Here is a 12,941-nt window from a genome sequence, read left to right on the forward strand (position 1 = left end):
TCGGGCCGCTTTCATTTTTGGCTGACTTTCGGGTCTGCCAATTCAAGCAACAAGAAACGCCCGGCGGCAACGCATCGGGTTCAAACGAAAGAGTTTTAACATGGCAACCTTCGTTCAGAAGCCTGCAGAGGTGGAGAAGAAGTGGATCCTCATCGATGCCGAAGGCCTCGTTGTCGGACGTCTCGCTTCCATCATCGCAAATCACCTGCGCGGCAAGCACAAAGCAACCTACACCCCTCACGTTGACGATGGCGACAATGTCATCGTGATCAACGCCGAGAAGGCTGTCCTCACCGGCAAGAAGTACACCGACAAGAAGTACTACTGGCACACCGGTTACCCGGGCGGCATCAAGGAGCGCACCGCGCGCCAGATCATCGAAGGCCGCTTCCCGGAGCGCGTCCTTGAGAAGGCTGTCGAACGCATGGTTCCGCGCGGTCCGCTTGGCCGTCGCCAGATGAAGAACCTGCGCGTTTACGCCGGCACCAATCATCCGCATGAAGCACAGCAGCCGACCGTCCTCGACGTCGCCAAGCTGAATGCCAAGAACACAAGGAGCGCCTAATCGTGGCTGATCTCTCTTCTCTGAAAGACCTCGGCACGGCAACGGAAGCTTCGGCTCCGGTTCATGTCAAGAAGGTTGACGCCCAGGGCCGCTCCTACGCGACCGGCAAGCGCAAAAACGCCGTCGCCCGCGTCTGGGTCAAGCCGGGCTCCGGCAAGATCACCGTCAACGGCAAGGAATTCGCAAACTACTTCGCCCGTCCGGTTTTGCAGATGATCCTGCGCCAGCCGATCGTCGCTGCCGCCCGTGACGGCCAGTTCGACATCGACGCCACGGTTGCGGGCGGCGGTCTCTCCGGCCAGGCCGGTGCCGTTCGTCACGGCATCTCCAAGGCCCTCACCTACTTCGAGCCGGGCCTGCGCTCGGTCCTGAAGAAGGGTGGCTTCCTGACCCGCGACAGCCGCGTTGTCGAGCGTAAGAAGTACGGCAAGGCCAAGGCCCGCCGTTCGTTCCAGTTCTCGAAGCGTTAATCGTTTCCGGAATACAACAGTTCAAAGCGGGGCTTCGGCCCCGCTTTTTTCGTTTCTCGGTTTAAGCCGCCGATCGGCAAGCAGCGTTTTCACCGACAAAATTCGAGGCCGGAATGACCACCACACCTTTCGCGCAGACACCGCAGCCGCCGTACTACATCGTCGCCTTTTCATCCGTGCGCACGCAGGGCGATCACGGCTACGGCAACATGGCCACCGAAATGGAAGAACTTGCCCTGCGGCAGGCGGGCTGCATCGGCATAGAGAGTGTGCGGGGCGCTGACGGCTTTGGCATAACAAACGCCTATTGGACGGACGAACAAAGCATCATTGCATGGAAAAACAACGTCCGGCACCTCGCTGCGCAAAGGCTTGGACGTGAACGCTGGTACGAGCATTACCAGGTCCGCGTCGGCCTGATAGAGCGGGCCTATGGCTCCGACCCCGAATAACCATCAAATCGGCAGTTCCGTCGAGAATTTGAGCTCGCGCAGCACGAAGCTCGAGACCACCGTGCGCACATGCGGATTGCGCATCAGGTACCGCGTCATGAAAGCCTCATAGCTTTCCACATCGCTCGCCCGGATCTTCAGCATGTAGTCGAAAGCGCCGGACAGCGCATAACATTCCATGATTTCCGGTCGCTCCAGCACGACGGAGGCAAACGAGGCGACAGCTTCCTCATGGTGATCCTCCAGCGTCACATGCGCGATCACGCAAAGCTTGAGGTCGAGCTTGCCGGGATCGAGCAGCGTCACGCGCTTGCGGATGACGCCATCGGCTTCGAGCTCCTGGATCTTCCGCCAGGCCGAACTCTGCGACATGCCCGCCTTCTCCGCCAGTTCGGCCAGCGACAGGCTGCCATCGGCTTGGACGAGTTGCAGAAGCTTGCGATGAAAGCTCCCAGTTTCTTTCATTTTCTGCATGATCTCCGAAAATTCCTGCCAAGATTATGGCAATAACCAGCAGGAAAGAAAGAAAAATCCGCCGTTGCAGGAGCATAATTACTTTTGAGGCGCCACGCCCGAGCGCGTGCTGGAATGACGGAGGATCAGAGCATGACGAAGGAAAGCAGCTACACCGCCAAACTGCCCGGCCCGGACGGTTTGTACGACTACACGCCCGAAGAAGACGCGATCTGGGGCGAGCTCTATGAGCGTCAGATGACGTTGTTGGCAAATATGGCCTGCCGCGAATATCTGGATGGCGCCAAGACGCTTGGTCTCAGGCCGGACAAGGTCCCGCAGTTGCGTGACGTCAACCGGCGCCTGAACGAGACCACCGGCTTCGGCGTCGAAGGCGTACCCGCCCTTATTCCGCCGTCGCAATTCTATGAGCTGCTGTCACAGGGCAAATTCCCGCTCGCAACCTTCCTCCGCCGCCGCGAGCATATCGACTACATCGAGGAGCCCGACCTGTTTCATGAGGTGTTCGGCCATTGCCCTCTCCTCACAAACCAGAGCTACACAAATTTCGTCCGCCGCTTCGGGGAAACCGCAGTCCAGCTCGGCAAAGCCTATTCCTGGCACCTGTTCCGCATCTTCTGGTTCACGGTCGAATTCGGCCTGATCAACACGGCGGAAGGCCGCCGCTGCTACGGCGCGGGCATCGTGTCCTCGCCGAGCGAGGCGAAAGCCGCGATGAAGGGCACAGAGTGCGAATTCCGGCCGTTCGACCTGCTGAGCGTACTGAGGACGCCCTACCGGATCGATATCGTCCAGCCGATCTACTACGTCATAGACAGCTTCGCCGATCTCGAAGCGATCATTGATCAGGATATCGGCAGCATGATCGAGAAGGCAAAATCGCTCGGTGATTTCGCCCCGGCCTTCGAGGCGAAAGCATCCTGAAGCACGTCGTCAATATGCGCGGCCGTCCTTCGGCCAGACGGCGGCAAGCCATCGGTTCAAGGCCCAGGTTGCGGGCCTTTCGAACCATGAAAACTGCAAGGCGGATATCAGCACGATGACGCCGAGCGCGACCATGGCTTCGAAAGCCAGCAGACCATAATTGCCGATCGCCCCCTTCGCGAAGACCTTAACGAACAGCTGGATGACATAGACGTGCAGCAGATAGATGGAGAACGACCAGTCGCCGAGGCGCGCAAGCCAAGGCAGGCGCATCGTGAACAGCGGGATGGCGCCAAGAACGAAAAACGCTGAAGGTACCCCCCAGATCATATAGCGGATTTCATCGTTGTAGATGCCACTCAAGGCCAGCGCCGCAAAGACCGGCGGAAGGCATAGGAGCCACACGGGCCTGAACCACTTCTTGTTGTGGATCGCTGCACCATAGTTCCAGATGAGGATGCCCAGAACGAATTCCAGGATGATCGGCTGCGTATAGAACTCGAAAATCCTGCCGCCGTCGACAAAAGCACCTCCGGCGACGCAAGCGCAGAGAATGAGCGCCGCGACAAGCAGCGTGCGATCGCCGGACAGCCAGATCGAAAAGGCAACGACACCATAGAAGAAAAATTCGTAGTTCAACGTCCAGCCGATCATCAAGGCCGGCAGAGTTGTTCCGGTCACGAAATCCGGCAGAAAAAACAGCGAGAAAAACGTCCTGCTCCAGGCCATGCCGGGATTGTTGACGACCGAGGGATAGAGCAGGCAGAGCAGGCAGAAGGCTAAGGTCATCAGCCAGTAGAGCGGCGCAATGCGGGCCGCGCGGCGCAGAATGAATTCGAGCGGGAAGAAACGGGCCGTTCGGGCCGCGATCATCGCCATGATGTAACCGCTGATGACGAAGAATATATCGACCCCGATTGCGCCGATCGCGAAGCTCTGGCTCCAGCCGAATTGCGAACTGAGCGATGCGGACAGATGGTAGAAGACCACCAGCCACGCCGCGATCGCCCGAAGATACTGGATCGAATCGACCATCCCCACCTGCTCCGCGGAGGCGGCCGTGCGAGGAACGTCGGCTGCGCGACGGAACGGCATGGAAGCAAGACCGGCCGTCGAAAGAAGTTTCTCCGAAATCATCAAGGATGCCTTTTCGTCCCGATAAACCATGCATTTCTGTTTCAAATCGAGACAGACAAGGTGAAAACCGCGTGCCCCGGCACTCGTCCAGCAAGTACCGTGCCAGAAACTTAAAACAATCGTTCACCAACGGCAGGAAGCAATTCCCATTCCCCGATTGCGGATCAGCCGCTATCGTGCGCCGCCTGCCGCCATTTCAGCCGAACGACAAAAGACGGGACCAACCATGGCCAACAAGACGATAGACCACGCGATCACCGCCACTTCGCTGAAGAGTGCGGCGACCGACCCGACCCATGCGGGCGTCCTCTCCTTCATGCGGCGGAAATACACCAAGGGCCTGAAGGACGTCGACGCCGTCGTCTGGGGCATCCCCTTCGATGCGGCGACATCCAACCGCCCCGGCGCGCGCTTCGGGCCGCAGGCAATTCGCCGCGCGTCGGCCATTTTCGACAACGATCCGCAATATCCCTTCGAGCGCGATTTGTTCGAGGACATGGCGACGATCGACTATGGCGATTGCCTGCTCGATTATGGCAACCACGCAAAGACGCCCGCCACCATCGAACGCGAGGCGGCGAAAATCCTGAAAAGTGAAGCCTTCCTGCTGACGCTTGGCGGCGACCACTTCGTGACGCTGCCGCTTCTCAGAGCCCATGCCGCCGTTCATGGCCCGCTCTCCCTTGTCCAGTTCGATGCCCATCAGGATACCTGGGCCGACGAGAAGGGCCGTATCGATCACGGCTCGTTCGTCGGCCGCGCCGTGCGCGAGGGCCTGATCGATCCGGCAAGCTCGATCCAGCTCGGCATCCGCACCCATGCGCCCGACGACTGCGGAATCCGCATTCTCTATGGCTACGACATCGAGGAAATGAGCGCGGGCGAGATCGCCGATGTGATCCTCCGCCATGTCGGCGACCGTCCCGCCTATCTCACCTTCGATATCGACTGCCTCGACCCTGCCTATGCGCCCGGCACCGGCACGCCGGTGTCCGGCGGGCCGTCCAGCGCCAAGATCCTGTCGGTGATCCGCAAGCTCGGCGCGCTGGTCATCAAGGGCGCCGACGTGGTCGAGGTTGCACCGGCCTATGACCATGCCGATATCACCGCCATTGCGGCCTCCACCATCGCGATGTATATGCTCGGCCTTCATGCCGAACAACTGGCGGAACGGCGCGGATGACGCTCACTGCCTCCCTGTTGTCAAACTGATTCAATTTCATGCCAAAGTGATTCCGCAAAGACGGCCAATCAATTGGCAGGACAGGATAAAACCATGAAACCGAAGATTTTCATCGATGGCGAGCACGGCACCACGGGGCTGCAGATCCGCAGCCGCATGGCGGGCCGTTCGGATGTCGAACTCCTGTCCATTCCGGAGGCCGAGCGCCGCAACGCCGCCATTCGCGAAGACCTTCTGAACAGCGCCGATGTCGCCATCCTCTGCCTGCCCGACGACGCCTCGAAGCAGGCCGTCACCATGCTCGCAGGCAACAACAAGGTGCGCATCATCGACACCTCGACAGCGCATCGCATCGCGCCGGACTGGGCCTATGGTTTCGCCGAGATGGACACCGCGCAGGCGGACAAGATCCGCGGCGCCCGCCTCGTCGCCAATCCCGGCTGCTACCCGACCGGCGCCATCGGTCTGATCCGGCCGCTGCGGCAGGCGGGCATCCTGCCGGAAAACTATCCGGTGACGGTCAACGCAGTCTCCGGCTATACCGGCGGCGGCAAGCAGTTGATCGCGCAGATGGAAGATCCGGCCAATCCGGATCACATAGACTCGCCGAACTTCCTCTACGGCCTGACGCTCAAGCACAAACACGTGCCGGAGATGCAGACCCACGGGCTGCTCGATCGCGCCCCGATCTTCTCCCCCTCAGTCGGCCGCTTCCCGCAGGGCATGATCGTTCAGGTGCCGCTGTTCCTCGACCAGTTGAACGACGGCGCCACGCTCGAAAGCATCCAAGCGGCCCTCGTTGCCCACTATGCCGGACAGTCGATCGTCGAGGTCGTGTCCCTGGACGAGAGTGCGAAGATGGCCCGCGTCGATGCTGTCGAACTCGCCGGCAAGGACACGATGAAGCTCTATGTCTTCGGATCGACAGACGGCGAACAGGTCAATCTCGTCGCCCTGCTCGACAATCTCGGCAAGGGCGCGTCGGGGGCGGCGGTCCAGAACATGGACCTGATGCTGTCGGCTTGAGGCGCGAATAGCGAATAGCGAATAGAATAAACGCCTGTTGGGGCCGTGCGACTGCTTCGCGCCACCTTTTTCTATTCGCTATTCGCTATTCGCTCCTTCACGATCTTTCCTCGATCGCCAGCGGCCGCGGATATTCGCCGAGGAAGGCGCGCCAATGGGCGACGGCAAAGCCGAGCACAACGAGCGCCCCGCCCTGATGCGCCACGCCCCACCCGACTGGCACCTGCAGGACCAGCGTGGTGATGCCAATGATCGCCTGGATCGTCACCAGCATGAAGAGCAGGACCGACCGCCGCGCATGCGTCGTGTCGGCGGCGTTGCGCAGCGAGGCGATCATGTGCATCAGCACGAAGGCGAACAGCACATAGGCGCCGATGCGGTGAACGAACTGCACTGTCTTCGGGTTCTCGAACAGGTTGAGCCAGGCTGGCTGCTGGACGAACAGATCGCCCGGCACCAGCGCGCCATCCATCAGCGGCCAGGTATTGTAGCTCAAGCCCGCATCGAGCCCGGCGACCAACGCGCCGAGATAGATCTGGAACAGCGCCATGCAGGCGATGATGGCAGCCATCTTCCTCGAGCTTTTCGTCGGCGCCGGATCGTCCGTATGGGGCGCAAGCCCGCGGCCGATCCAGATGCAGGAGATGAAGATCAGACAGGCGATGACGAGATGGGTTGCGAGACGGTACTGGCTGACCTCGGTGCGCTCGGCAAGGCCGGAGGAAACCATCCACCAGCCGATGAAGCCCTGAAAGCCGCCCAGCGCCAGAATGCCGATCAACGGCAGTTTCAACCGCGGCTCGATCTGTCCCCTGATCCAGAAGAAAGCGAGCGGCAGTGCGAAGATCATGCCGATGGACCGGGCCAGCAGGCGGTGCGCCCATTCCCACCAGAAGATCGTCTTGAACCCCTCGATGGTCATGCCGCCATTGAGTTGCGTGTATTGCGGGATCTGCTTGTAGAGCTCGAATTCCTCCTGCCACTCGGCCTCGGTGAGCGGCGGAATGACACCGTGGATCGGCTTCCACTCAGTGATCGAGAGCCCGGATTCTGTCAGCCGCGTCGCGCCGCCGACGAGCACCAGCGCAAACAACGCGAGCACGACGACACCGAGCCAGATCTTGATCTGCGCGCGGTTGCGGCTGACGGTATCGATCTCGCTCAGAAGACGCTGTTGCGTTGCCAAATCGGTGCTCGCCATCGAGGACTCCACTCTTAAACGGCATGGCCCCTGCCTGCGGGAGGCGATTTGTCTTGAGGGCTATGCATCAAAGGCGTTGATTTGCACGAGAGCAGCATGCAAAACAAGACTTATCCCTTTGCGGCATGCCGTCGCGGCCCGATGCCAACGCGCGGAAAACTGCCAACCGGAAAGACTTCAATGCCCGTACGCCTCAGAAAACTGATCGGCACGATCCTGATCATCATCCTCGTCATCGTCTATGCGCTGGCAGCCACCACCTTCGCCTCGCTCTTGCTCGGCGCTGCACCATGGTGGGTGCACCTCGCCTATTTCTTCTTCACTGGCCTGTTGTGGGTCCTGCCCGCCATGCTGATCATCAAGTGGATGGAAAAGCCCGCCAAGCCGCGCTGAGCCGAGGAATATTCGCATGAAAATCGCCGTGATCGCCGATATCCATGGCAACGACCTGGCGCTCGAGGCCGTGCTCGCCGACATCGCCGGTCAGGGCATCGAGGAGGTGGTCAATCTCGGCGATCACCTGAGCGGGCCGCTCAACGCCGCCCGCACGGCCGATATTCTGATCGCGCGCAATTTCCCGTCGATCCGCGGCAATCACGACCGCTGGCTGGTCACAAGGGAACCGGCGGACATGGGGCGTTCGGACCGCACCGCCTTTGACGAGTTGCAGCCGCGTCACCTCGAATGGCTGCGCGCCCTACCCGCAACGCTCGCCCACCGGCAGGAAATCTTTCTCTGCCACGGCACGCCGCAGGATGATCTCACCTACTGGCTGGAGGATCTGACCGCAGACGGCGTGGTGCATATGTCCGCCCGCCAGCGGATCGAAAGTTTCGCCGTGGGCATCGACTTTCCCGTCATCCTCTGCGGTCACACTCATATCCCGCGCGCTGTCCGGCTTGCTGACGGCCGCCTGGTCGTCAACCCCGGCAGCGTCGGCTGCCCTGGTTACGACGACGACGAGCCCGTCTTCCACAAGGTGGAAACCGGCTCGCCGGATGCCTGCTACGCCATCCTCTCGAAGGTTGGCGGGCGCTGGGACGTGACGTTCCGCAAGGTGCCCTACGACCACATGCCCATGTCGCGTCTCGCCCGGTCGCGTGGCCGCGACGAATGGGCCAATGTACTTGCCACCGGCTGGCTTGACGCATAGGCCGCTGCAATGCCCCTTGTTTCCCGTTTTATCCATTCGGTAACCGCATTTGACGAAATCCCGGGCAAGCAACTGGCAGCCCGTCCAATTTAAATGAAAATAAGGGCATGCTTGCGCTAGATGAGGCTTCATCCAGCTCCCGGAACAGCAAGCGATCATGACCGACGTGGACTTCAACATGATGCCCGTTAACGAGGCTCACAGCCGCGTCTGGCATGCCCGTCGCGAGAAGGTGCAGGATATCGTCGTCGCCCGCGACCTCAAGCTGACGGTACACGTCAGCATGCAGGCGCTGGAAGCCGATTGGCGCATGCTGGAGGCATCGTCCGCGACATCATTGCATCAAAGCTTCGACTGGTGCGCCGCCTGGGCTGCCACCCATTCCAATCAGTTGCTTCTCGTGCGCGGCAGCATCGATCACAAGACGGTTTTCATCCTGCCGCTCGAACTGGTGCGCGGCCGGTTTTTCCGCACGGCCCGCTTCATCGGCTCACCCCACAGCAACATCAACACCGGTCTTTTTGCACCCGGTTTCGATCCCCTTACGGACGAGCAGCTCGCCGGCGTGCTGATTGCCGATCTGTCGGTGAAACTGTCGCGCGTCGCCGATATCGTCACGCTGGAGAAAATACCTTTCGAGTGGCGCGGCGTCCGCCATCCGCTCGCCTCGCTTCCGGCTGTCCGCAACCAGAATTCGTCTTTCCAGCTGCCGCTTCTTGAAACCTTCGAGGCGACGCTCGCGCAGATCAACGCCAAGCGGCGGCGCAAGAAATTCCGCCTCTCGGAAAGGCGGCTCGAAGCGCTGGGCGGCTACGAACACGTTGTAGCCACAACACCGGACGCGCGCCGGCAGATGCTGGATTTGTTTTTCGAACAGAAGGCCATCCGCTTCAAGGCACTCGGCCTGCCCAACGTCTTTCAGGACAGCGAGACGCGGGACTTCTTCCACACGCTCGCGGCCATCGGACCGGCCGGTGACGGGCAACCTCTCGAACTGCACGCGATCCGCCTGCGCGGCGAACATCAGGGCCGCGTCGTCGCGATCTCCGGTCTGTCGCGCAAGGGCGATCACGTCATTTGCCAGTTCGGATCGATCGACGAGGATATCGCCGCCGACGCCAGCCCCGGAGAGCTGCTGTTCTACCTGATGATCCGCAAGTTCAACGCCGAAGGAATTACGCTGTTCGATTTCGGCATCGGCGACCAGGCCTACAAGCGCTCCTGGTGCACGGTCGAGACGCCCCAGCGGGACATCGTCTTGCCGCTTACGATACGCGGACGTCTGGCGGCATTGGCCCACCGCTTTGCGGTCCGGCTCAAAGTGCAGATCAAGAAAAACAAGCAGGCCTACGCCTTCCTGCAGCGCCTGCGCCAACGGCGGCAAGCACCGGGCAGCGCGCCCCCCAGCGACACGGACGACGACTGAAACAGCGCTTCTCAGGCTGCGCGACGGCCGGGTTTCCCCGACTGCGGATAACCCGTTCCCGTCATCAGGACGATCTCGCCAAAGCCTTCCTCGGCGAAGCCGGTGATCAGCTCGACGATTTCCCCATTGGCGACGGCGGGTGCCGAGATGATGATCTTCGTATCCTTGGACCGCGTTACCTTGCGGACGGCACCGACATCGGCCGGGCCGCATTCGACAAGCACCGTGTCATAGGCGTTCGACAACGCATCGATGATCATCTGCAGCCGCTCGATGCCGCGCATCGCAAGAACCGGGTCGGCGTCACCCTGCGGGATGATATGTGCGTCGGACAGGCGATCGGCATGGATCGTCTCGGTGAACGGAACCGCACCCACCAGCAGATTGGTGATGCCGGCGAGATCGGCCGACTGTGCCATCAGCCGCGTCGGGCAGGCCGTGCCGGTCAGATCGATCAGCACGATTTTGCGCCCCTCCTCCGCGATCAGCCGGGCGAGCAGGACCGCGTTTGTCGAACCGGCGTCACCAGCCGGCGATACCGAGATGGCGACGCGAACATCGTCGGCGCCGAGATGCTCCGCGACGGATTCGATCGAGAAATCATCATCGACCGCTTCATCCACCGGAGCGTTTTCGGGAACGATCGGCGTCCGGTTGGCGACCGATGCCGCTTGCTTAGTCACAGGCGGCCCCAGCCGTTCCTCTTCAAAGTCCGGCTCTACCTGCCCGACCGGGCGCAGGGCGCGGCCGCTGAACAGTTCCGAAAGCATGATGACCACGCAGCAAACCAGGAAGCTGGCAAGGGCCGCGACGATGGTGATCGGCAGGACCTTGGGGAAATGCCGCTCGGTCGGCTCGACCGCCTGGGAAATGATGCGCGCATCGGCGGGCGCTGCATTTTCGCCGCTGCGCGACGTCGCCTCGCGGTAACGTGCCAGGTAGGTTTCGAGCAACTGCCGTTGCGCCGTCGCTTCCCGCTCCAGCGCCCGCAGCCCGACCTCGTCTTCGCCCGCCTTGGCGGAAGTCGCCTTCAGCGTATTGAGCTGCGCCACAAGCTGGCGCTCGCGCAACTGGCCGACATTGGCCTCGTTTTCGAGGCTGCCGAGAATCTTCTTCGTTTCGCTGAGGATCTGCGCGCGGATGCCCTGAAGCTGGGACTTCAGCCCTTTCAAACGCGGATGCCCGTCAAGCAGGGTCGTGGAGAGATCGGCGATCTGGCCCTGGACGTTGGATTCTGTTTCCTTGAGGCGCTGGATCATCGGCGAAGCGACGACATCGTTCAGAGTATCGACGGCGCGGCCGCTCGCAAGCGCTGCACGCACATTCTCGGCGCGCGCCTCGGCATTGGCGCGTTCGCCGCGCACGCGGGCAAGCTCGGTGGAAATATCGTTCAGCTGCTTCGTCGCAAACGTGCCGCCGGTTTCGCCGGTCAGCAACAGGTCGGACGACGCCCGGTAGTCCGCAACCTCGGCCTCGGCGTCGCGAACCTTTTCGCGCAGATTGGCGATTTCGGGCTCCAGCCAACGGCTGGCTTCGGTGTTGGAGTCGAGCTTTGCACCGCTCTGCAGCGACAGGAAGACCTTGGCCATCGCGTTCGGGATGACCGCGGCCAGCAGCGGGTCCTTTGAGGTGAACTGGATTGCGATGACCCGCGATTTTTCGACCTGGTAGACCTGCAGCTTCTCCTGGAATTCCTTCAGCACGCGCTCTTCCGGCGGCAGGTCGAGCGGGTTCTTCTTGATGCCGAGCATCACCAGAATATCGGAAACCGCCGACGGGTTCGCCGTCGGATCGAATTCCGTCAGTTCATGCAGCTTCATCTCGCGGGCAACCTGTTTGATCAGATCGACCGAGCGCAGCACCTGCACCTGGCTGGAAATACCGGATTCGTCGAAGGGGCTATCGGTGGTCTGCGGCGGTCCCTGGTTGGCGCCGCTGAATTCCGGCTGGCGCGATTCGATCAGCAGCCGCGCCTCGCTCTGGTAGTCGGGAGACATCAAGCTCGTGCCAACGAAAGCGAGGCCGGCGAAGACGACGGTCGCAGCAAGCACCCTGCCCCGCCGCCGCCAGATGGCGCGGAACAGCCCGCCGAGATCGATGTCTACATCCTGATGACCGCCGTTGACGCCCGACATGCGCTTTACCCCGAACCTGCACACAACTCGGCGACACCGTAAACAAACATGGTAACGCAAGCGTTAATGAAACCGGCGCGCGCACCCTGGAAAACAACCACCGAATGCACGATGGACGCACCGCCGGCCGCGAAAATGTCCCCGCGCCTTTACCGGCTATTAACCCTAACGGATTGATAACATCAGGCCATGACATGGTTCCTGGAGCGCGAGAGCCCGATGACGTCCGCACGATTGAAAACAGGCCTTTCCCTGGCCGCACTCTCTCTGTGCCTCGCAGTGTCTGGTTGCAGCAGCTACCAGCCTGCGCCGAAGGCGTTCCATGAGGCCACGATCCAGCCCTACCGCGTCGATAGCGGCGACAGGCTGCGGATCAGCGTCTTCGAACAGGCCGGCCTGACCGGGACCTATACGGTCGATCAGGCAGGCTATGTCGCCTTCCCGCTGATCGGCGCCGTGCCGTCGCGCGGCCACACCCTGCCCGAGATGGAATCGATGATCGCCAGCAAGCTGCGCGAGGGCTATCTGCGCGATCCGGACGTGACGATCGAGGTCGACCGCTACCGCTCCGTCTTCATCATGGGCGAAGTCGGCCAGGCCGGGCAATATTCCTACGTTCCGGGCATGACGGTGCAGAACGCCATTGCGGTTGCGGGCGGTTACACGCCGCGCGCCAACCAGGCGAATGTCGACGTCACCCGCAAGATCAATGGACGCATCCTCACCGGCCGGGTTTCGATTTCCGATCCGATCATGGCAGGCGACACCATCTATGTGCGCGAGCGGCTGTTCTGA

14 protein-coding genes are annotated in these 12,941 nt (G+C 61.4%); 10 read left to right on the forward strand and 4 right to left on the reverse strand.

Annotated elements, in window-relative coordinates; translation table 11 throughout:
* The first annotated feature begins 100 nt into the window (after positions 1-100).
* From rplM to ACSQ3F_RS19465, 3 genes are all read left to right on the forward strand, one after another.
* On the forward strand, positions 101-565 hold the full coding sequence (rplM, locus tag ACSQ3F_RS19455) for a 50S ribosomal protein L13 (RefSeq protein WP_349433858.1): 465 nt from the start codon (positions 101-103) through the stop codon (positions 563-565).
* 2 nt (positions 566-567) lie between these two features.
* Positions 568-1,035: a 30S ribosomal protein S9 gene (gene rpsI, locus ACSQ3F_RS19460; protein ID WP_264265780.1), complete on the forward strand. Its 468-nt coding sequence runs from the start codon at positions 568-570 to the stop codon at positions 1,033-1,035.
* A gap of 113 nt (positions 1,036-1,148) precedes the next feature.
* Positions 1,149-1,487 carry an antibiotic biosynthesis monooxygenase family protein gene (locus ACSQ3F_RS19465; RefSeq protein ID WP_436101714.1) on the forward strand — a complete coding sequence of 113 codons (339 nt, stop codon included), beginning with the start codon at positions 1,149-1,151 and terminating at the stop codon, positions 1,485-1,487.
* 3 nt (positions 1,488-1,490) lie between these two features.
* On the opposite strand, the gene ACSQ3F_RS19470 is transcribed toward ACSQ3F_RS19465, so the two are convergent.
* Complete coding sequence (locus ACSQ3F_RS19470) at positions 1,491-1,952, reverse strand: Lrp/AsnC family transcriptional regulator (protein ID WP_436081777.1); 462 nt, start codon at positions 1,950-1,952, stop codon at positions 1,491-1,493.
* 141 nt (positions 1,953-2,093) lie between these two features.
* Here ACSQ3F_RS19470 and ACSQ3F_RS19475 point away from each other — a divergent pair, with 141 nt between their 5' ends.
* A complete protein-coding gene (locus ACSQ3F_RS19475; protein WP_436101715.1) occupies positions 2,094-2,885 on the forward strand; it encodes a phenylalanine 4-monooxygenase in 792 nt (263 codons plus the stop codon).
* A gap of 9 nt (positions 2,886-2,894) precedes the next feature.
* Here ACSQ3F_RS19475 and ACSQ3F_RS19480 read toward each other — a convergent pair whose 3' ends face one another.
* The gene (locus ACSQ3F_RS19480) at positions 2,895-4,022 is read right to left on the reverse strand and encodes an acyltransferase family protein (RefSeq protein WP_436101716.1); all 1,128 of its coding nucleotides are present in this window, start codon (positions 4,020-4,022) and stop codon (positions 2,895-2,897) included.
* 226 nt (positions 4,023-4,248) lie between these two features.
* Between ACSQ3F_RS19480 and speB the strand changes: the two genes are divergently transcribed.
* Positions 4,249-5,205, forward strand: a complete 957-nt coding sequence (gene speB / locus ACSQ3F_RS19485; protein ID WP_436101717.1) for an agmatinase — start codon at positions 4,249-4,251, stop codon at positions 5,203-5,205.
* Positions 5,206-5,298: 93 nt separating this feature from the next.
* Positions 5,299-6,231: an N-acetyl-gamma-glutamyl-phosphate reductase gene (argC, locus tag ACSQ3F_RS19490; RefSeq protein ID WP_436101718.1), complete on the forward strand. Its 933-nt coding sequence runs from the start codon at positions 5,299-5,301 to the stop codon at positions 6,229-6,231.
* Between the two features lie 97 nt (positions 6,232-6,328).
* Here argC and ACSQ3F_RS19495 read toward each other — a convergent pair whose 3' ends face one another.
* The gene (locus ACSQ3F_RS19495; protein ID WP_436101719.1) at positions 6,329-7,432 is read right to left on the reverse strand and encodes a COX15/CtaA family protein; all 1,104 of its coding nucleotides are present in this window, start codon (positions 7,430-7,432) and stop codon (positions 6,329-6,331) included.
* A 180-nt stretch (positions 7,433-7,612) separates the two neighbouring features.
* On the opposite strand from ACSQ3F_RS19495, the gene ACSQ3F_RS19500 reads away from it, so the two are divergent.
* From ACSQ3F_RS19500 to ACSQ3F_RS19510, 3 genes are all read left to right on the forward strand, one after another.
* Entirely contained in the window at positions 7,613-7,825 is a 213-nt protein-coding gene (locus ACSQ3F_RS19500) for a DUF2842 domain-containing protein (RefSeq protein ID WP_436101720.1), read from the forward strand.
* A 16-nt stretch (positions 7,826-7,841) separates the two neighbouring features.
* Positions 7,842-8,585 (forward strand): metallophosphoesterase family protein, encoded by a 744-nt coding sequence (locus ACSQ3F_RS19505; protein ID WP_436101721.1) that lies wholly within the window; start codon positions 7,842-7,844, stop codon positions 8,583-8,585.
* Between the two features lie 154 nt (positions 8,586-8,739).
* The gene (locus ACSQ3F_RS19510; protein WP_436102192.1) at positions 8,740-10,011 is read left to right on the forward strand and encodes a GNAT family N-acetyltransferase; all 1,272 of its coding nucleotides are present in this window, start codon (positions 8,740-8,742) and stop codon (positions 10,009-10,011) included.
* An 11-nt stretch (positions 10,012-10,022) separates the two neighbouring features.
* Here ACSQ3F_RS19510 and ACSQ3F_RS19515 read toward each other — a convergent pair whose 3' ends face one another.
* Positions 10,023-12,146: a GumC family protein gene (locus ACSQ3F_RS19515; protein ID WP_436101722.1), complete on the reverse strand. Its 2,124-nt coding sequence runs from the start codon at positions 12,144-12,146 to the stop codon at positions 10,023-10,025.
* A gap of 219 nt (positions 12,147-12,365) precedes the next feature.
* Between ACSQ3F_RS19515 and ACSQ3F_RS19520 the strand changes: the two genes are divergently transcribed.
* Positions 12,366-12,941: a polysaccharide biosynthesis/export family protein gene (locus ACSQ3F_RS19520; RefSeq protein ID WP_436101723.1), complete on the forward strand. Its 576-nt coding sequence runs from the start codon at positions 12,366-12,368 to the stop codon at positions 12,939-12,941.

It is taken from the genome of Pararhizobium sp. LjRoot238 (assembly GCF_964252955.1).
Taxonomy (GTDB): Bacteria; Pseudomonadota; Alphaproteobacteria; order Rhizobiales; family Rhizobiaceae; genus Pararhizobium.

Coding starts and splice junctions, on each gene's coding strand:
- rplM (WP_349433858.1), top strand. CDS start 101: ATGGCAACCTTCGTTCAGAAGCCTGCAGAGGTGGAGAAGAAGTGGATC.
- ACSQ3F_RS19465 (WP_436101714.1), top strand. CDS start 1,149: ATGACCACCACACCTTTCGCGCAGACACCGCAGCCGCCGTACTACATC.
- ACSQ3F_RS19470 (WP_436081777.1), bottom strand. CDS start 1,952: ATGAAAGAAACTGGGAGCTTTCATCGCAAGCTTCTGCAACTCGTCCAA.
- ACSQ3F_RS19475 (WP_436101715.1), top strand. CDS start 2,094: ATGACGAAGGAAAGCAGCTACACCGCCAAACTGCCCGGCCCGGACGGT.
- ACSQ3F_RS19480 (WP_436101716.1), bottom strand. CDS start 4,022: ATGATTTCGGAGAAACTTCTTTCGACGGCCGGTCTTGCTTCCATGCCG.
- speB (WP_436101717.1), top strand. CDS start 4,249: ATGGCCAACAAGACGATAGACCACGCGATCACCGCCACTTCGCTGAAG.
- argC (WP_436101718.1), top strand. CDS start 5,299: ATGAAACCGAAGATTTTCATCGATGGCGAGCACGGCACCACGGGGCTG.
- ACSQ3F_RS19495 (WP_436101719.1), bottom strand. CDS start 7,432: ATGGCGAGCACCGATTTGGCAACGCAACAGCGTCTTCTGAGCGAGATC.
- ACSQ3F_RS19500 (WP_436101720.1), top strand. CDS start 7,613: ATGCCCGTACGCCTCAGAAAACTGATCGGCACGATCCTGATCATCATC.
- ACSQ3F_RS19505 (WP_436101721.1), top strand. CDS start 7,842: ATGAAAATCGCCGTGATCGCCGATATCCATGGCAACGACCTGGCGCTC.
- ACSQ3F_RS19515 (WP_436101722.1), bottom strand. CDS start 12,146: ATGTCGGGCGTCAACGGCGGTCATCAGGATGTAGACATCGATCTCGGC.
- ACSQ3F_RS19520 (WP_436101723.1), top strand. CDS start 12,366: ATGACGTCCGCACGATTGAAAACAGGCCTTTCCCTGGCCGCACTCTCT.